Here is a 17590-nt window from a genome sequence, read left to right as displayed (position 1 = left end):
GAGCCAAAATCCCATTTTGGAAAGTTGCGACCATGTCCGCCACCACCGCCGACCCCGCCTACAAAGAACCCGTGCCGCTGACCGGCCTCACGCTCTGGCTCTGCGGCATCCTGCTGGCCATGGCCAATTTCGTCGCCATTCTTGACGTTTCCATCGCCAATGTCTCCGTGCCCAATATCGCCGGCGCGCTCGGCGTCTCGACCTCGCAGGGCACCTGGGTCATCACCTCCTATGCGGTGGCCGAGGCGATCGCCGTACCGCTGACCGGCTGGCTGGCCTCGCGCTTCGGCACGGTCCGCGTCTTTTCCGTATCCCTGATCGGCTTCGGCATCGCCTCCTTCCTGTGCGGTATCTCGCCATCGCTGGAAATCCTGGTCATGGCGCGCATCCTGCAGGGCTTCTGCGGCGGTCCGCTAATGCCCCTGTCGCAAACCCTGCTGCTGACCATCTTCCCCAAGAAGCTGCAACCGGCCGCCATGGGCATCTGGGCCATCACCACCCTGGTGGCGCCCGTCGCCGGCCCGATGCTCGGCGGCACCCTGTGCGACAATTTCGGCTGGGGGTCGATCTTCCTCGTCAACGTGCCCGTCGCCATCGGTGCCGGCTTCCTCGTCTGGCGTGTGCTGTTCAGCCAGGAAACCAGGACGACGCAGGCCCGCGTCGATACGGTCGGCCTCGGCCTGCTGATCCTGTGGGTCGGCGCGCTGCAACTGATGCTCGACCTTGGCAAGGAAAACGAGTGGTTCGCTTCGCCCTTCATCATCACCCTGGCCCTGATCGCCGCGCTCGGTTTCATCTCCTTCCTGATCTGGGAACTGACCGACGCCAACCCGATCGTCGATTTGCGCGTCTTCCGCCACCGCAACTTCGCTATCGGCATGGTCTGCATGGCGCTGATGATCGGCTCGTTCTTCGCCATCAATGTCATCGGGCCGCTTTGGCTGCAAAATAACCTGGGCTGGACGGCTTCCTGGGCCGGCAACGCCACCGGTATGATCGGCATACTGGCTATTTTCGCCGCTCCCATTGCCGCGCAACTGGCCGTCCGTGTCGATCCGCGCCGCCTGATCTTCTTGGGGGTCGGCTGGCTGGCCCTGATCACCTTCATCCGTGGCCTTTCCACCATGGAAATGAGCTTCGGCCAGATCGCCTTCCTGATCTTCCTCAGCGGCGTCGGTATGCCCTTCTTCTTCATGCCCCTGCTGCAAATCACCATGAGCGCGGTCAAGCCGGAAGAAACCGCCAATGCCGCCGGCCTGCAGAACTTCATCCGCACCATGTCGGGCGCCGTCGCCACTTCGTTCGTCACCACCATCTGGGAAAACAACGCCACGAAAAACCATGAAGGCATTGTTGACAGCCTGAAGGGCATTCAGGCGTTCATCGATTCGCTGATGCAGGGCGGCATGTCACGCGAAGCCGCCATTGCGACGGCCGACCGGTTGGTGAGCGCGCAAGCCCTGATGATTTCGACCAATGGTGTCTTTATGGGCGCCGCTGTCCTGTTCCTGATCTGCGCCCTCCTGGTCTGGACCGTGCCGCGCCCAAAGGGACCGGTCGATATGTCCAACGCGCATTGATTATCAGGTAATTTCACCTTTCGAGGCCGGTATTCCATACCCCCCAACCGGCCTTGAAAACGGCGGAGCGGCTCCCCTGACCGCTCCGCCTTCTTTTTGTGCGCCTGGCAGCGGCTTACCGGCCATGCCGAAGTCCCTTATTAATCCTTTATTAATTTGCCCTTTTTCCGTCTTTTTTTCCCGCTTATAGAGAATTTCAGGCCAACTCAGAGGCCCGCTTTTCATTCAATAGGTTCTTTATGATACGTTTCAAATCCATGGCGCTTCTGACGGCAATGCCGCTTATGATCGCGGTTTCCGGTTGCGCCAGCCATAAATACGTCGATGAAAAAATCACGACCGTGAACGGCCGCATCGACCAGAACGACGCGCACCTGTCGCAGCTCGACAAGACCACCCAGGACGCGCTCGACCGCGCCACCGCCGCCGGCAAGCTGGCCGAGGGCAAGTTCGTCTATTCCGTCGTCCTGAGCGACGATTCGGCGAAGTTCGACATCGACAAGGCCGTCCTGTCCGAAGAGACCAAGGCCAAGCTGACCCAGCTCGCCGAGCAGCTCAAGACCGACAACAAGAACGTCTATCTCGAAATCCAGGGCTATACCGACGCCACGGGGACGGACGATATCAACTACCGTCTCGGCCAGGCCCGCGCTGACAGCGTCCGCCGCTTCCTCAACCAGCAGGGTGTGGCGCTCAACCGCATGTCGGCCATCTCCTACGGTTCGGAACAGCCGGTGGCCCCGAACAACACCCGCGAAGGCCGCGCCGCCAACCGCCGCGTCGTCGTCGTCGTTCTGTCGTAAGGCTTAAGGGTGAGCCGGGGCCAGCCTTGGCTCACCCATCATGAACCAGGCGCGGGCGATCAGCCCGGCCTCGACCTCATAGATGCCGATGACATCGACCTGACCGACGCCTTCTGGGAAGTTGCGCGTCACCAGTTCGGTATCGACGACGCGATTCCCCATGACAATCCGGCTGATCAGATGCGCAAAGAGGTCGGGCTCCTGAAACCGCAGCACATGCCGGGCGCGGATATCATCATGGCCACGGGCCAGCAGAACATCCGGATGCGCGAATATCTCGGCATTATCCGCCCAGCAGGCCATGAAACTATCGATATCCCTGGCATTATAGGCATTAAGCTGCCGGGCGACGATATCCTCAGGACGCATGTTCCGCCACCAGGGCGTTCGACGCCGTTTCCAGCTTGTCTTTCATCTGCGCCATCAGTTCGCCGCGCTTCAGGCCGGCCGGCAGCGGCGGCAGGAACTCGAACACCACCGTCCCCGGCTTGCGATCGATACCGTGGCCCGGCCAGAACTGCCCGCTATTGGTCGCCAGCAGGTGGCAGGGCACTTCGAGATCACGATAAAGCGCCGCCACGCCCGGCTTGTAATCGGGATCATCACCGACATCCGAGCGCGTACCTTCCGGGAAAATCAGGATCTGGCGCCCCTCATTCAGGCGCGCCCGGCAGGCCGTCACCATGGCCTTCAGCGCCTTGGCAGCATCTTCGCGGCGGATGGCGACCATCTTGGTTCTCAGGGCGTACCAGCCCAGAAACGGCAGATAGATCAGCGAGTGCTTGAGCACATAGGCCGGCCGCTTCAGCACCACGAAAGGTGCAATGGTATCAAGCATACTCAGGTGCTTGCCGGCGATCAGGGCCGGACCATCCGGCCGGTGCTCCAGGCCGCGGAATTCGACCCTGACCCCGACAATCCAGCGCGCCCCGAAGAGCACCGACCCGGCCCACCAGCGGATCACCGCCATGGCGGCGGGTATCGGGAAAAGCAGCAGAGGCGAACAGACAATGCCGAAAAAGGCCATGGTTCCATAGAGCCACAGCATGAAAAACAGCGAACGGATACGCGTAATCAGAAAACTCACGAAGCGGAACTCGCGGCCATTGCATCTTCGGTGCCGGCCTTTGGCTGCGGCGCACCGCCCTTGTCACCGAACTTGCGCGATATGCTGAGGATGGCATCGCGGCCAAGAATGGCCATGTATTTACAGTATTCAAGCACGATGATGCGCTGGCCTTTGCGGGATTTCCACCAGCCGCGGGCATCGAGATCGTGCGTGGCAACGGGATAGGGAATAAGGGTGGCGCCCGGCATATCGGCCTTCAGCTCCAGCAGGGAGCGCGGCATGTGATAGTCCGAGGTGACGACGATCAGGGTATAGAAATCATGGCCGCGTGCCCAGTCGGCAATCTCATGGGCATTGCCGACGGTGTTTTCCGCCTGGTAGCCGAGATCGACGCAGCATTCATAAAGCCGCTTCGAGCCCTCGGTCACGGCCATCAGTTCAGGCCGCTTGACCTCCGGATTGACACCCGAAATGAACATGCGCGCGCCCTTGCGGCGTTCCAGCAGGCGCATTCCGGCCTTGAGACGCAAATCCGACGCGCCGGTCAGCACGACGATGGCGTCCGCCGGTTCGGCGGGCTCAGTGGCGGGGGTCGAGTCGATGACGCGGTCGGCAAAGGCGAACAGGCCCGCCGTCCATAACAGGATGACCACGAACAGGGCGATCAGGGTGCGCATATGTTTGATAATATCAGCCTCCCCCTCAATACAGTTCAGTCATGTTGCGCCAGCAGCCGCAAGGTCACCATACGCGCCGTCAGGGCGCCGATCAACGCCACCAAGAACGGACACGGGATTAATATTAACAGGTCCGACCATGAAAAGGGAAGGGCTATGGCGAAGCTTTGTGAGGAACCTGTGGCTTTTATGAGCGCCATGACGCCGCCGGCCAGGCCCGCCCCCAGCAGGCCGGACTCGAACGCCATGCGGGCGAAGCGCCACTGGAAGCGTTCGGCAATGAAGATATCGCTGGCCCCGCACAGGGACAGCACATCGACAATATCGGCGCGGGCGGTCAGGCCAGCGCGGGTGGCGAAGCCGACCACGGCGCCGGTAGCGGAAAAGATGATGAAGAAAATCCCCAGCGAAATCAGCCGGATGGTCAGGGCGCTTTGCTCCACATCCTTCAGCCAGGTCGAATGATCATCAATGCTGGCATCGATACTGGCATCGGTCAGGGCATTCATCATGGCCTGGGTCGTGGCCGGGTGGCGCTGATCAAGCGTGACCTCGACCAGGTTGGGGATCGGCAGGTCATCGAGCACGACGTCGCCCAGCCAGGGCTTGATCAGCGCCTTGGCCTTTTCCGGCTCCAGCGCCGTCACCTGCCCCACCCCCTTGACGCCGGCCAGCACCTCCGCCGCCTTGGCGGCCGCGATGGAGCCGCTTTCCAGACCGGTCGGGCGCACCTGCACGGTCACCTCGGCGCGGATATCGCGTGACCAGCCATGGGCGGCGCGGTCCGACGCCATGACCACCATGGCCGCCATACAGGCCAGGAAGCATAAGACGCCGATAACATAATGCAGGGCCACCTCGCGCTGGTCCTGCTGTGGCAATAGCTTGCCGGCCTTCAAAACTCCGAGTTTTGCAACGATCGGCCCGATCATCGCGCGCCCCCCGACACATCCCGCTGAAACAATTGCCCCTGGCGCAGTTCGAGCACCGGCATACCAGACGCCTTCACCAAACCTTCATCGTGGGTGGCGATCAGCACCGTGGCACCCAGCCGGTTCAACTCGATAAACAGGCGCATGATGCGCAGGCCCATGGCGTAATCGATATTGCCGGTCGGTTCGTCAGCCAGGATCAGGGTCGGACGCGTCACCACGGCGCGGGCAATAGCCAGACGCTGTTTCTCGCCACCGGAAAGCACATTCGGCATGGCGTCGAGCCGGTTTTTCAGCCCCACCCAGTTGAGCAGTTCGGTGACGTCGTCATGATAGTCGCGGAAATGCGCGCCATGCACAAACAAAGGTAGGGCCGCATTATCGAACACATTCAGATGCTCAAGCAGACGGAAATCCTGGAAGATGATGCCGAGCCGGCGGCGCAGGGCGGCGGTCTGGGCGCGGTCATGCGGCCGGATGGTTTCGCCGAACAGCTCGATCACGCCGGTGGTCGGTTTCTGCGCCAGATAGATCATCTTGAGCAGCGAGGTCTTGCCCGATCCCGACGGCCCGGTCAGGAAGTGAAACGAGCCCGCCGGCAGCTCGAAATTGAGATTTTTCAGAATCAGGTCGTCTTCATTCAGCCCGGCGGCCAGCGTCTTCGGCATCCCCAGGTCATAGCCCAGCGACACGCCATGGAAGGCCACTACGGCCTCCGGTTCCGCGTGGCGGCGCGGCTGGCGATCGGTGTCTGAGGGCGCGGTCGTCATATCAGCTTTGCGGGGGCCTGGCTTGATCAGTTGTTAAGACTTTTGGGGACATAAGGTTAAGAACCCGTATGTGGTTAACGGGTTTATGTACTGATTCGGTGCCGTTCGACTTAACTGATCATGATCCTGAGCTGTCCTAACTGCGCGACGAAATATACGCTCAACGAATCCCAGCTGGGCATTCGCGGACGGACCGTGCGCTGCGCCGCCTGCAAGACCACCTGGCACGCCGAACGCCCGGAAAAGCCGATCGATCTGTCCTTCAGCGACGTCAAGAAATCCGAGAAGGAAACGGTCGAGGATCTGCATACGGTCAAGGCCAAGAAACTGCCGCTGAAATACCGCGCTATCCTCGAAGACAAGAAGCGCATGAAGGCCCTGGCGGCGCAAGGCATGGTCTGGGGCGGCATGGCGGCCGCCTTTGCGCTGATCCTGGCGCTCGGCTTCTTCCTGCGCGTCGATATCGTTCGCGCCTTCCCACGCATTGCCGGCGCCTATGCCATGGTGGGCATGAAGGTCAATGGCACCCATCTCGTCTTCGGCGACAAGACTGCCGATGCTGCCTTCAAGGGCGGGCGTTTCGTGGTGACGGTCAAGGCGCAGATCAAGAACACCAGCGACAAGCCGGTGCCGGTGCCGCCGGTGCGCGTCAAGCTGCTCGATTCCACCCTGCAGGAATTCAACTCGGTATTGATGCCGTCGGACGGCCTGGTTGTGGCGCCCCATGCCACGCGCACCCTGGTCTTCGATGTCGCCGACCCGAAGAACCTGACCTCGTCGCTCGACCTCGATTTCGACTTGGTGGCGATGAAGAAGATGAAGACCGCCGGGCCGGACCTGCGCGTCACGCCGGTGAGCGGCCATGACGAAGGCGCCGGTCACGAACCGGCGCCCGAACCCGCGCACGAAACGACCGCACCACCGGAAGCCGCACCTGCCCATGCCGAGGCGGCCGATGAACCGGCGCATGACCAGCCGGAACCGGCCCTGCGCTCAAGCCTGCCTCACGATACGGATCAGGGCTCTGGTCACGGCGCCGGCTGACCACCTCCTGTCTTCGAGTATGCCCTATGACTGATGCCCTGCCCGCTGTTTTGCTGAATGAAGACGAGATCCAGGGCCGCGTCACCGCCCTGGCCGATCTGCTCAGAGACTATATCAAGCCCAACTGCGTCGGCATCTGTCTTTTGACCGGCGGCATCTGGTTCGCCGCCGACCTCAGCCGCGCCCTCAATCGTGCGGGCAAGGATATCGCCTTTGATGCCCTGTGGCTGTCCTCCTACGCCGACAGTCACGAAAGCGGCGCCATGCTGATCCGCGCGCCGCTACAGCGTTCGGTCGAAGGCCGGCAGGTGCTGATTATGGATGATGTGCTCGATACCGGCGCCTCGCTGAAAATCGCCTGTGATATCGCCCGCGAGGCCGGCGCTTCGGAAGTGCTGACCGCGGTTTTCGCCCGCAAGCCCGATCCGCTGAAGGACGGCAAGATGCGCGAAATGGAGGTCGATTTCTGTGCCTGGGAGGCCCCAGCGCGTTATCTGGTGGGTTATGGACTGGATGATGGCGGCAAGTACCGCGCCCTGCCCTATATCGGGGTCATGGATTAAAGCGACGGCAATCGGCCGCCTGTAACAAAGTACGTAACAGCAGCGTACACAGCCCCCAAAATCCAGACAACATAATAGGTCATGGACATCCAGAAACGGATAGGATGCTGTGTCCGGTTACGCGTGGGCAGTAAGGTAGATGGGCTTGTGATCCGACCGGTCGTCACGCCACGAAATACCTGACTGATCGAAAAAACAGTAACGAGCGCGATAAAGGTCGCAATACCGTAAAATTTAACCGCACCATCCATCATTTGCTGGCCAAAACTATATTCTGACCTAACGGATTAAAGGCTTTGATTACTTGGGCCACCGGCACTGGCCCAAGGATCAGGAAACCCAAAATCGCCGCCGCCAGCGCCACATAGCGCAGGGCAAACGGATCGGAGGCCGCAATGCCCGCCTTGGCCTTGCCGACCTTCAAAGGCGGCTGCTGCTTCTCGTGGCGCATGGCCAGCAAGTGCTCCGGTCTAAGGTCGTTATCCAGCGCCAGGCGTGTATTGATTTCGGTGAAGGTCGGCATCCGGAAGCTTAAAATCGTGCGCACCGCGGCAATGACGCAGAGGATCAGGCCCACCACCAGCACAGCGATATGCGCCGCTTGCGGCACCAGGGCGAACAGCCCCCACTGCCCGGCCACCGCCACCAGCAGGGCCAGCAGGACAAAGGGAAACAGGGACGGCAGCAGCAGACGCTCCCAGATCATCGTCGCTTTCGTGAGGAACAGCCCGCGATTCAGCGGCGCCAACGGTGATTTATTGCTCTGCTGCATAGGCCCCCCTATTCCAAAATCAGGCTGTCCGCGCCTTTGGCGCCGGCGACAGCCAGCCCGGCAGGGGCTCGCGCGCCATCATCTCTTCATAGCTCGGCCGAGGACGCACGACAGACCAGTCAGCGTCACGCACCAACACCTCCGGCGCGAGTGGCCGCGAATTATATTCGCTTCCCATCACGGCGCCATAGGCCCCGGCGCTCATGAAGGACACCAGGTCACCCGCCTGCATCACCGGCATTTCCCGGCCGCGCGTGAAGGTATCGCCGGTTTCGCAGATCGGGCCGACCACATCATAGGTCGCCGTCTCGTTGCCGGGACGCGCGACCGGTCGAATATCATGGAAGGCATCGTAAAGCGCTGGGCGGATCAGGTCGTTCATTGCCGCGTCGATCACCAGGAACTGCTGGCCGCTGTCTGCGCGCTCATGGACATGCACCACCTTCGAGATCAGCACACCGGCATTGGCGGCGATCAGGCGGCCCGGCTCGAAGGTATAGCGCACACCAAGATTGCCAGCGGCCAACGCCGCCATTTCGGCATAGTCGGCCACGCTGGCCGGTTCCTTTTGATTAAAGTACGGCACGCCCAGCCCGCCGCCAAGATCGAGGCGCTCGACTGATAGCCCTTCGGCGCGCAACTGCTCGACCCAGCCGCGCATCTTGGTGAAGGCTTCCTGCAACGGCTTGAGATCGAGAATCTGGCTGCCGATATGGCAGGCAATGCCCATGGGCGCCAGGTTGGGATGGCCAGCCGCAGCGGCATAGAGCGACAGGGCTTCCGCCGCCGAAATGCCGAACTTATCCTTGGCACCGCCCGTGGTGATCTTCTCATGCCCGCCGGCGCCAACCCCCGGATTGATGCGGATGACGAAGGGCGCCACCATGTCGAGTTCGGCCGCCACGCGCGCCAGGCGTTCCAGTTCGGGGCGTGACTCGACATTGAGCTGATAGATGCCGGCTGTCAGCGCGAAAGCCATTTCCGCATCGGTCTTGCCGACGCCGGAAAAGACAATGCGATCGGCCGGGATACCCGCCTTCAGCGCCTTGCGGATTTCACCTTCGGAGACCGTATCGGCGCCGCAGCCCTGTGCTGCCAGAGTGGCCAGAACGCCCAGGTTGGAATTGGCCTTGGCGGCATAGGCCACCAGCGGCGCCTCACCCTTCGGGCTGCGCAGTTCCGGCTTGGACGACAGGGCGTCGGCGAAGACATTATAATGCCGTTCCAGCGTCGCCGAGGAATAGACATAAAGCGGCGTGCCGACCGTATCGGCCAGTTCGCGCAAGGCAACCTGTTCGCAGTAAAGCTCGCCGTCGTGGTACTCGAAATGGTTCATCTACTTATTGGGGGCATCGCGGAAGCCGTTATTGCTGCCCGTGCCTTCCAGGGGCGCATCCTGGATGCGTTTGTTGACGGCATAGGGGTTTTCCATGCTGTTCTTGGCATCGGCGTCCGGCGTCGCCTTTTCCGTGGCGCGCGAAGTCGATGAATCAGTCGTGGTGGTGACACCGCCATCCGGGTTCTGCGATGTGGACCATTCGGCGGCCGCCTTTTTGTTCATCATCGGCGGCGCGCGTTCGAGATCGCCCAGCTTGCCGCAGGCCGACAGCAGGGAGGCAGCCAGCGCCGCGCCCAGCACGATCGTCAAGGCAAGGCGGGTCTTTTTAGGCGTCATCATGAGCGTTGATCCTTCCAGCGCTGGATTTGAATGCGGACCTGATCGGGCGCCGTGCCGCCGTAGCTTTGACGGCTGGCGCAACTGGCCTCAGGTGTTAACACCTTATACACATCATCGGTGATCCTGGCTTCCAGATTTTGCAGATCGCTCAAGGGGAGTTGCGCCAAGTCCACACCCTGGGTTTCCGCCAGCTTGACCGCCGCCCCGGTAATATGGTGCGCGTCACGGAAGGGAATGCCTAAGTTCCGCACCAGCCAGTCGGCCAGGTCGGTGGCGGTTGAAAAACCGGCGCCGGCGGCCGCGGCCATTTTGGCGGTATTGGCTTCGAGATCGAGCACCATGCCGGTCATGGCGCGGATGGCGAGATCAAGCGCATCAAAAGCCTCAAAGACCGGCGGCTTGTCCTCCTGCATGTCCTTGGAATAGGCCAGCGGCAGGCCCTTCATCACCGTGGTCAGGGCGATCAGCGCGCCATTGATGCGGCCGGTCTTGGCGCGCACCAGTTCAGCGGCATCGGGATTGCGCTTCTGCGGCATGATGGAGGAGCCGGTCGAGAACGAATCCGACAGGCGGATGAAACCGAAATAGGGCGTGGTCCAGATGACGATTTCCTCGGCCAGCCGCGACAAATGGCCAGCGCAGATAGCGGCATGGCTCAGGGATTCCAGCGCGAAATCACGATCGGACACGCCATCAAGGCTGTTGCCGGTCGGGCGATCGAAGCCGAGCGCCTGAGCCGTCATATGGCGGTCGATCGGGAAGGGCGAACCGGCCAGCGCCGCCGAGCCCAGCGGGTTTTCATTCATACGAGCGCGGGCGTCGATAAAGCGTGAGCGGTCGCGGCCGATCATCTCGACATAGGCCATCAGGTGATGGCCGAAGGTTACCGGCTGGGCGGGCTGCAAATGGGTGAAACCCGGCATCAGGGCATCGGCATAGTCTTCCGCACGCTTGAGCAGGGCACCTTGCAGATCATAAAGCTGCCGGATGGTAATATCGACCTGATCACGCACCCACAGGCGAAAATCAGTCGCCACCTGGTCATTGCGCGAGCGGGCGGTATGCAGGCGGCCGGCTGTGACGCCGATCAGTTCGCGCAGGCGCGCCTCGACATTCATGTGAATGTCCTCGAACTCGGCGCGGAACGGGAAGGTGCCCGCCTCGATCTCGGCGGTAATGGTTTCCAGCCCGTTCAGGATGATTTGGGAGTCTTCCGAACTTATGATACCTTGTTTGGCCAGCATGGCGCAGTGGGCTTTCGAGCCCGCAAGGTCTTGCTGCCAAAGGCGTTTGTCGACATCGATGGAGACATTGATGGCTTGCATAATCTCATCGGGTCGGGCAGTAAAACGGCCGCCCCACATTTTCTGGCCCTGTTGAGGGGCCTGCGCGTTCGGGGCTTTTTGGGCGGATGGATCGGTCATGACGGAACCCAGGTTGAATGAGGACGGCGAGCAGCCCTCAACGGAATCTGAAATTCAGAGCGAGCCTTCTGTCGCCCCGGCGGTCATGCCTATAGCGGAGGACGCCGCGGAACCCAAGGCCGCAAACACGCCCAGGGTCAGAAAAATGAAGCGCCCGCCAGCAGCGGTGATTGCCATTGTTACCATAGTGGTTCTGGCGCTCGTCGGGCTTGTAACCTGGCGTCTGGTGACAAAGCCGGCCGGCACATTGCCGGGCGCCGAGACGACGGCGACAACCGCGCCCGCCGTGGCCCAGGCCAAGGGGCCCCTCGCCGTCTATGCCAAGGGCGCGCTGGCCAAGCTGGTGACGAACGAGGCGCCCGTCACTATCGCGGACATCAGCTTTATCGACCGCAACCAGAAGCCTGTAAAACTGAGCGATTTCAAGGGCCAGGTCGTGGTTCTGAATGTCTGGGCGACGTGGTGTGCGCCCTGCCGGTTCGAAATGCCAACCCTGGCCAAATTGCAGGAACACTATGCCGGCAAGGGCGTAAAGGTGCTGCCACTCAGCGTCGACACCGAGGACAAGTTTGCCGATGTGAAGTCCTTCATGGACGTGCAGCAGCCGCTGGAGGTCTATGCCGACCAGGAATTCCAGGCACCATCAAAATACAATATTACCGGAATGCCCGGCACACTGATCCTTGACAAGCAGGGCCGTCAGGTCGCCCGCCTCGATGGTGAGGCCAAGTGGGATACCCCGGAGGTTCAGGCCCTGCTGGATAAATTGCTGGCGGAATAGGTAAAAAAGCAAGAAACCCCACCACCACGCCATAAAGAATGGCGCGGTCCCCCTCCCCAATAAATTGGGGAGGTATAAGAAGTCTGCCTTATCATACCTTCCCGACTTGTCGGGGTTTGGCGTCAGCGAAAGTATTGCTTTCGCAAGCCATGGGACCATGAGCGTAGCGAATGGTGGTGGGGCTTCTTACTTCAAGATCGGCATCCAGCGCGCGTAAGTCAAACAGCGCCAGCCCCATTCAAACGGACCATAGCGAAAAGTCGTCATCCAGATCGTGCTGAAAGCCAGTTGACCGATCCAGATGGCCGCGACGATTGGCACCAGCGCCGCGTGGTTCATTTCACCAAACCAGTCCGGTCCGCGTCCACCGTAGAACAATCCTGTCATGATCAGCGACTGCGTCAGATAGTTGGTGAAAGCCATCCGCCCGGCGCAGGCCAGCGGATATAGCAGCACCGCCCCTACCGATGTCCGGCCGATCAGGACCAGCACGCTGAGATAGCCCAAAGCCACCGGCAGACACAAAAGGTCATTGGCCAGGGCGTAGAGGCCAAAAATCTCAGGATAAGGAAAGCCGGCCACCAGCGTGACCCGCGCCTGCCAGCCGATCAGCGCCAGGCTCACCGCGCCCGCCGCGATCAGGAGAACATAGGTCCGTATCTTCGCCTCGCCACGCAGAATGCCCGATTTGAAAAGCCCAAGTCCAATCATCATCAGGCCCAGGGTGGTCGGCATATAGCCCAGAACCTCGCTGACAATGGTCTCGCTCCAGACCGCGGCATTCTGCGCCATCGAGACCAGGAAAGGCCCGCGCATCCGGGCGGTAATGTCCGCAAGATCGCCATAATCCGGCGTGACATGTTCACCCTGAAAGGTCGTAGCGATATTCGGCCCCAGCATCACCACCGCACCGGCGAGAAACAGGCCGAGGCCCCAGACCAACAGCTTACGCGCAGAGGCATCCTGCCAGCGCCAGAAAATGAAACCGGTCAGGGCATAGGACAACAGGATATCACCGTGCCAGATCAGGGCGCCGTGGATCAGGCCAAAGACCACCAGCCAGGCCAGCCGGCGAAACAGCGGCGTCCGGTAAGCCGGATCGGCAGGATTTCGATCACGGCCTACCAGATAGACGCTCACCCCGAACAGCAGGGTAAAGCAGGTGATGAACTTTTCCTTGAAAAAGGTCTCGATCACCCACCAGACGGTCAGATCGTCATGACCCAGCGGCAGGGGCGATATATTGGGCTGGCTGTAGACCGCAAAGGGTTGCGCAAAAGCGATGGCATTGACCAGCAATATGCCCAGAATACTCAGGCCGCGCACATGATCGAGTGTGCGGATGCGCGCGGTCATCCGGCGGCTGAATTACGTTTCAAGGCGATCGCCTGCAACAGGATGGCCGAAGGCACGGCCAGGCAAAGCTGCATCAGGAGCAGCAGGAGGCTGGCCAGGCCCAGCGTCTTCATCACGCTGTTCAGGGTATAGTGCTGAATGAAGACGAGATTGGCGATGGCGAAAACCGAGCCGATGCCGCAGACGAACAGGGCGCAGGCCAGCACGGTCATGACGGCGTGCAGACGCGAGGGCGACGGCGCGATCTTCCAGATGATCAGTGTGCCGATCATCCAGAACAGGGCCAGCATCACCTGCCGCTGCACCTCGGCAAAGGCGCCCGAATGGCCGTTCAGCATAATGGCGCCTAGCCAGCACAGGCCGTGCAGGCACAGCGCGGCCGCGCCGGCGATAGCCATCCAGCGCAGTTCGGGCTGTCGATAACTGAGCCCCGGATTTGGCATCTAGCGCGTCGGGACCGGCTTTTCGCCGCGATAATCGTAGAAGCCGCGGCCCGTCTTGCGGCCATACCAGCCGGCCTCGACATATTTGACCAGCAGCGGGCACGGACGATATTTCGAATCCGACAGACCTTCATAAAGCACGTTCATGATGGCCAGCACCGTATCGAGACCGATGAAATCGGCCAACTCCAGCGGTCCCATCGGGTGGTTGGTGCCCAGCTTCATGCCGGTATCGATGGCCTCGACCGTGCCGACGCCTTCATAGAGCGTGTAGATGGCTTCGTTGATCATCGGGATCAGGATGCGGTTGACGATAAAGGCCGGGAAATCTTCGGAATTGGCGGTGATCTTGCCAAGCGACTGAGCAAAGGCGACCGCCGTTTCGTAGGTCGCGGCGTCGGTGGCAATGCCCCGGATGATTTCGACCAGCTTCATGATCGGCACTGGATTCATGAAATGCAGGCCGATGAACTTGCCGGGGCGATCGGTGGCGGCAGCCAGGCGCGTAATCGAGATGGACGAGGTGTTGGAGGCCAGAAGCGCTTCAGGTTTCAGATGCTCGCACACCGACCGGAAGATGGCGTTCTTGACCTCTTCCTTTTCGGTGGCGGCCTCAATGACCAGGTCGCAATCCTTCAGTTCCGAAACGGACGCCGCCGGCATCAGTTTCTTCAGGGCATCCGTCGCCTGCTCAGTCGTGATCGCTTCCTTTTCGACCAGGCGGCTGAGGCCCTTTTCAATACGCCCCACGGCGGCTTTCACGGCGTCGGCCGAGGCATCATACAGCACGACCTCATAACCGCCCTGCGCGCAGACTTGGGCGATCCCCGCCCCCATCTGGCCTGCGCCGATAATGCCTACGGTCCTGATCGTGGTCATGCTGTCCGCCTTGTAGAATTTGTATCTTGTTACGGAGATAAAGCGCGCCTTGCGGCAAGGCAATAGCCGTGAAAAAATTGTCCCTCCCCGACGGTTCGGGGAGGGACTAAATCAGCTTAGCCCAGGGCCTTCATCAGGTCGGGCACGGCGGTCTTGTAATCCGCCACCAGGCCGTAATCAGCCACCGAAAAGATCGGTGCTTCGGGATCCTTGTTGATGGCGACGATCACTTTGGAGTCCTTCATGCCGGCCAGGTGCTGGATGGCCCCCGAAATACCGACGGCAATGTAAAGCTCCGGCGCCACCACCTTGCCGGTCTGGCCGACCTGGTAGTCGTTCGGGGCATAGCCGGCATCGACGGCGGCTCTGCTGGCGCCGACGGCGGCGCCCAGCTTATCAGCCAGCGGATCGATCACGGCGTCGAACTCTTCTTTCGAACCGAGCGCGCGACCACCGGAAACGATGATCTTCGCGGCGCCCAGTTCCGGGCGATCCGAGGTGACCTTCTCTTCCGAGATAAAGCGCGTGCCGGCCTTGGCGGCAGGCGCAGTGATGGTCTCGACCGAAGCCGAACCACCTTCAGCCGACGCCTTGAAGGCCGTGGTGCGGACGGTCAGGACCTTCTTGGCTTCCGAGGTCTGGACGGTTTCCAGCGCGTTGCCGGCATAGATCGGGCGCACAAAGGTCGAGCCATCTACCACTTCCATCACGTCCGACAGCAACGAGACGTCAAGCGAGGCGGCGATACGCGGCGCAAAGTTTTTACCCGACGCCGAGGCCGGAATGGCGACCGCATCATAATTGGCGGCGAGGCCGGTGATGAGCGCGGCGACATCTTCGGCAATATCCTGCTTCAGGTCGGCGGATTCAGCGACCAGCACCTTGCGGACGCCAGCGATTTTGGCAGCCGCATCAGCGACAGCTTTCACGCCTTCGCCATAGACCAGCACATCGACATCCGAAGACAGGGAAAGCGCGGCGGTTACGGTCTTGTGCGTGGTGTCGCGCAGATGGACGCCGTCATGATCGGCAATAACGAGAGCGGCCATTTAGAGAACTCCTGCGGACTTGAGGTTGGCGACCAGTTCGGCGGCATCGGCCACCTTTTTACCCGCCGAACGCTTCGGTGGTTCGGTCACTTTCAGAACTTTCAGGCGCGGCGTGACATCGACGCCGTAATCGGCAACGGTCTTGGTTTCCAGCGGCTTCTTCTTCGCCTTCATGATGTTGGGCAGGGAGGCATAGCGCGGCTCATTCAGGCGCAGGTCGGTAGTGATAACCGCCGGCAACTTGACGCCGAGGGTTTGCAGACCGCCATCGACTTCACGGGTGACCTGAGCCTCGCCGTTCTCGATGACCACCTTCGAGGCGAAGGTGGCCTGCGGCCAATCGAGCAAAGTGGAAAGCATCTGGCCCGTGGCGTTGTTATCGCCATCGATCGCCTGCTTGCCCATGATGATCAGGTCGGGCTTTTCGGCCTCGGCCACGGCTTTCAGCAGCTTGGCCACAGCCAGCGGCTCAACGTCCTGGTCGGTCTGGATCAGGATGCCGCGATCGGCGCCGATGGTCAGCGCCGTGATGATGGTATCCTTCGCCTGGGCCGGCCCGATCGAGACGGCGACGATCTCGGTGGCCACGCCCTTTTCCTTCAGGCGGGTGGCTTCCTCGACGGCGATTTCATCGAACGGGTTCATCGACATCTTGACGTTCGCCAGATCGACGCCCGACTGGTCGGACTTGACCCGGACCTTGACGTTGTAATCCAGCACCCGCTTGACGGGGACCAAAATCTTCATGGCTTCTAACCTTTTTCAGTTCGTTTCCTGATGCCTTTGCCGGGCATGTCGGCCAGGGGATTCATATGGGGCTTCACATGACGACCAACGTCCGCAAAGTCAATTCCTGTTTGGTATTTTAGCGGACGTTTTCCATTGCCCCATCATCATTATTGGCGCATAAAGGAATAACCACATGTTTACGTTCACGTCAAGTTACGCCTTCGGAAAACCCTGCCCATGCCCAGCCAGATCGGCAAACTGAAATACGTCTTCATCATCATGCTCGGTTTGTGCAGCGCGGGCATTGTCGGCTATGGCTGGCTCTACGACATTCCGAAGAAGAAGTGCGAGAGCGCCCAGGGCTGGTATTCCTGGAAGGCGCACAAGTGCTATGCACCCATCGCCCTTTCGACCATCACCGGCCGCAAAGACGGCGAAAAAGCCACCATCGATTATCATGACGATGCGCTGAAGGCGAGCAACGCCAGAGCGGTAAATGGTGCGGTCAGCAGCGCCGCCTCGAAATAATCAGTCGTTCGCGGGAATATCGCACTTCAGGACGGGCGGCTTGCTGCGCGCCATTTCCAGCCGGTCGCGGTAATAGCTGCACCGGACCTGGTTGTCCTCGTTGCTGGCTGGCGTGATGCTGTACCCATCGACCAGCACCATGACATCCCCATCGACAATATCGGCCAGGCCCTTCTGATTGAGGCCGCCGCCGGGCATATGCACCTTCGCCACATTGGGCAGCACGCCCACCCGCTCCTGCCCCAGGTCGATCTGATGCAGGCCGTTGGCTTTCGGTCGCGCGGCCTCGGTCGGGTAGCCGTAATAGGCGACATCCACCACCAGGGTATCGCCGGTCGCCTTGAAGCGCGCCGCGGCGGCCGGGGTCATTTCAATCGCTACGTCGAAAGCCACCGCCGGATTTTCCGCATTGCTCCTGCCGGCCGCCTTCTCGACGGCATCGCATTGCGTCAGCAGCAAACAAGGCAGGGCAAGCGCAATGGCGGTAAAGGTTTTCGACATCATCATACTCTC

At 61.0% G+C, this 17590-nt stretch carries 22 protein-coding genes; 6 read left to right on the top strand and 16 right to left on the bottom strand.

All coding sequences use genetic code 11. The annotated features are described in order from the left end of the window. Window positions 1-32 precede the first annotated feature (32 nt). Window positions 33-1580 (top strand): DHA2 family efflux MFS transporter permease subunit, encoded by a 1548-nt coding sequence (locus tag NVV72_08630; GenBank protein MCR6659394.1) that lies wholly within the window; start codon window positions 33-35, stop codon window positions 1578-1580. A gap of 3 nt (window positions 1581-1583) precedes the next feature. Here the strand turns inward: NVV72_08630 and NVV72_08625 are convergent, their stop codons facing one another. After that, complete coding sequence (locus NVV72_08625) at window positions 1584-1805, bottom strand: hypothetical protein (GenBank protein ID MCR6659393.1); 222 nt, start codon at window positions 1803-1805, stop codon at window positions 1584-1586. A gap of 14 nt (window positions 1806-1819) precedes the next feature. On the opposite strand from NVV72_08625, the gene NVV72_08620 reads away from it, so the two are divergent. Then, window positions 1820-2383 (top strand): OmpA family protein, encoded by a 564-nt coding sequence (locus NVV72_08620; GenBank protein ID MCR6659392.1) that lies wholly within the window; start codon window positions 1820-1822, stop codon window positions 2381-2383. Window positions 2384-2386: 3 nt separating this feature from the next. Here NVV72_08620 and NVV72_08615 read toward each other — a convergent pair whose 3' ends face one another. Genes NVV72_08615 through NVV72_08595 form a run of 5 tightly spaced genes read right to left on the bottom strand, consistent with a single transcriptional unit; the run spans window position 2387 to window position 5831 of the window. Beyond that, entirely contained in the window at window positions 2387-2752 is a 366-nt protein-coding gene (locus tag NVV72_08615; GenBank protein ID MCR6659391.1) for a nuclear transport factor 2 family protein, read from the bottom strand. Continuing rightward, window positions 2742-3458, bottom strand: a complete 717-nt coding sequence (locus NVV72_08610) for a 1-acyl-sn-glycerol-3-phosphate acyltransferase (GenBank protein MCR6659390.1) — start codon at window positions 3456-3458, stop codon at window positions 2742-2744. The genes NVV72_08615 and NVV72_08610 overlap by 11 nt, the downstream gene beginning before the upstream one ends. Before the next feature lie 8 nt (window positions 3459-3466). Then, window positions 3467-4129 (bottom strand): YdcF family protein, encoded by a 663-nt coding sequence (locus NVV72_08605; protein ID MCR6659389.1) that lies wholly within the window; start codon window positions 4127-4129, stop codon window positions 3467-3469. Between the two features lie 35 nt (window positions 4130-4164). After that, a complete protein-coding gene (locus tag NVV72_08600) occupies window positions 4165-5061 on the bottom strand; it encodes an ABC transporter permease (protein MCR6659388.1) in 897 nt (298 codons plus the stop codon). Beyond that, on the bottom strand, window positions 5058-5831 hold the full coding sequence (locus NVV72_08595; protein MCR6659387.1) for an ATP-binding cassette domain-containing protein: 774 nt from the start codon (window positions 5829-5831) through the stop codon (window positions 5058-5060). Before NVV72_08595 ends, NVV72_08600 begins: the two co-directional genes overlap by 4 nt. Before the next feature lie 120 nt (window positions 5832-5951). On the opposite strand from NVV72_08595, the gene NVV72_08590 reads away from it, so the two are divergent. After that, window positions 5952-6875, top strand: coding sequence for a zinc-ribbon domain-containing protein (locus tag NVV72_08590; protein ID MCR6659386.1), 924 nt, complete (start codon window positions 5952-5954; stop codon window positions 6873-6875). 26 nt (window positions 6876-6901) lie between these two features. Next, on the top strand, window positions 6902-7438 hold the full coding sequence (locus NVV72_08585) for a phosphoribosyltransferase family protein (GenBank protein MCR6659385.1): 537 nt from the start codon (window positions 6902-6904) through the stop codon (window positions 7436-7438). A gap of 250 nt (window positions 7439-7688) precedes the next feature. On the opposite strand, the gene NVV72_08580 is transcribed toward NVV72_08585, so the two are convergent. Genes NVV72_08580 through argH form a run of 4 tightly spaced genes read right to left on the bottom strand, consistent with a single transcriptional unit; the run spans window position 7689 to window position 11252 of the window. After that, window positions 7689-8210: a DUF4175 domain-containing protein gene (locus tag NVV72_08580; GenBank protein ID MCR6659384.1), complete on the bottom strand. Its 522-nt coding sequence runs from the start codon at window positions 8208-8210 to the stop codon at window positions 7689-7691. Window positions 8211-8229: 19 nt separating this feature from the next. Beyond that, the gene (gene lysA / locus NVV72_08575) at window positions 8230-9546 is read right to left on the bottom strand and encodes a diaminopimelate decarboxylase (GenBank protein MCR6659383.1); all 1317 of its coding nucleotides are present in this window, start codon (window positions 9544-9546) and stop codon (window positions 8230-8232) included. After that, on the bottom strand, window positions 9547-9888 hold the full coding sequence (locus tag NVV72_08570; GenBank protein MCR6659382.1) for a hypothetical protein: 342 nt from the start codon (window positions 9886-9888) through the stop codon (window positions 9547-9549). Continuing rightward, window positions 9885-11252 (bottom strand): argininosuccinate lyase, encoded by a 1368-nt coding sequence (argH, locus tag NVV72_08565; protein ID MCR6659381.1) that lies wholly within the window; start codon window positions 11250-11252, stop codon window positions 9885-9887. Before argH ends, NVV72_08570 begins: the two co-directional genes overlap by 4 nt. A gap of 205 nt (window positions 11253-11457) precedes the next feature. Between argH and NVV72_08560 the strand changes: the two genes are divergently transcribed. Next, window positions 11458-12093: a TlpA family protein disulfide reductase gene (locus NVV72_08560; protein ID MCR6659380.1), complete on the top strand. Its 636-nt coding sequence runs from the start codon at window positions 11458-11460 to the stop codon at window positions 12091-12093. A gap of 186 nt (window positions 12094-12279) precedes the next feature. On the opposite strand, the gene NVV72_08555 is transcribed toward NVV72_08560, so the two are convergent. From NVV72_08555 to NVV72_08535, 5 genes are all read right to left on the bottom strand, one after another. Next, the gene (locus NVV72_08555; GenBank protein ID MCR6659379.1) at window positions 12280-13449 is read right to left on the bottom strand and encodes a DUF418 domain-containing protein; all 1170 of its coding nucleotides are present in this window, start codon (window positions 13447-13449) and stop codon (window positions 12280-12282) included. Then, the gene (locus NVV72_08550; protein MCR6659378.1) at window positions 13446-13892 is read right to left on the bottom strand and encodes a hypothetical protein; all 447 of its coding nucleotides are present in this window, start codon (window positions 13890-13892) and stop codon (window positions 13446-13448) included. Before NVV72_08550 ends, NVV72_08555 begins: the two co-directional genes overlap by 4 nt. Next, on the bottom strand, window positions 13893-14771 hold the full coding sequence (locus tag NVV72_08545) for a 3-hydroxybutyryl-CoA dehydrogenase (protein MCR6659377.1): 879 nt from the start codon (window positions 14769-14771) through the stop codon (window positions 13893-13895). A gap of 116 nt (window positions 14772-14887) precedes the next feature. After that, window positions 14888-15820 carry an electron transfer flavoprotein subunit alpha/FixB family protein gene (locus NVV72_08540; GenBank protein ID MCR6659376.1) on the bottom strand — a complete coding sequence of 311 codons (933 nt, stop codon included), beginning with the start codon at window positions 15818-15820 and terminating at the stop codon, window positions 14888-14890. After that, complete coding sequence (locus NVV72_08535; GenBank protein ID MCR6659375.1) at window positions 15821-16567, bottom strand: electron transfer flavoprotein subunit beta/FixA family protein; 747 nt, start codon at window positions 16565-16567, stop codon at window positions 15821-15823. It lies immediately after the preceding gene. Between the two features lie 219 nt (window positions 16568-16786). On the opposite strand from NVV72_08535, the gene NVV72_08530 reads away from it, so the two are divergent. Next, window positions 16787-17077, top strand: coding sequence for a hypothetical protein (locus NVV72_08530; GenBank protein MCR6659374.1), 291 nt, complete (start codon window positions 16787-16789; stop codon window positions 17075-17077). Here NVV72_08530 and NVV72_08525 read toward each other — a convergent pair whose 3' ends face one another. Continuing rightward, window positions 17078-17578, bottom strand: coding sequence for a hypothetical protein (locus NVV72_08525; protein MCR6659373.1), 501 nt, complete (start codon window positions 17576-17578; stop codon window positions 17078-17080). Window positions 17579-17590: the final 12 nt, after the last annotated feature.

It is taken from the genome of Asticcacaulis sp. (genome assembly GCA_024707255.1).
GTDB lineage: Bacteria > Pseudomonadota > Alphaproteobacteria > Caulobacterales > Caulobacteraceae > Asticcacaulis.
The sequence above is the reverse complement of the archived record's forward strand: the minus strand, read 5'-3'. Positions and strand labels throughout refer to the sequence as shown.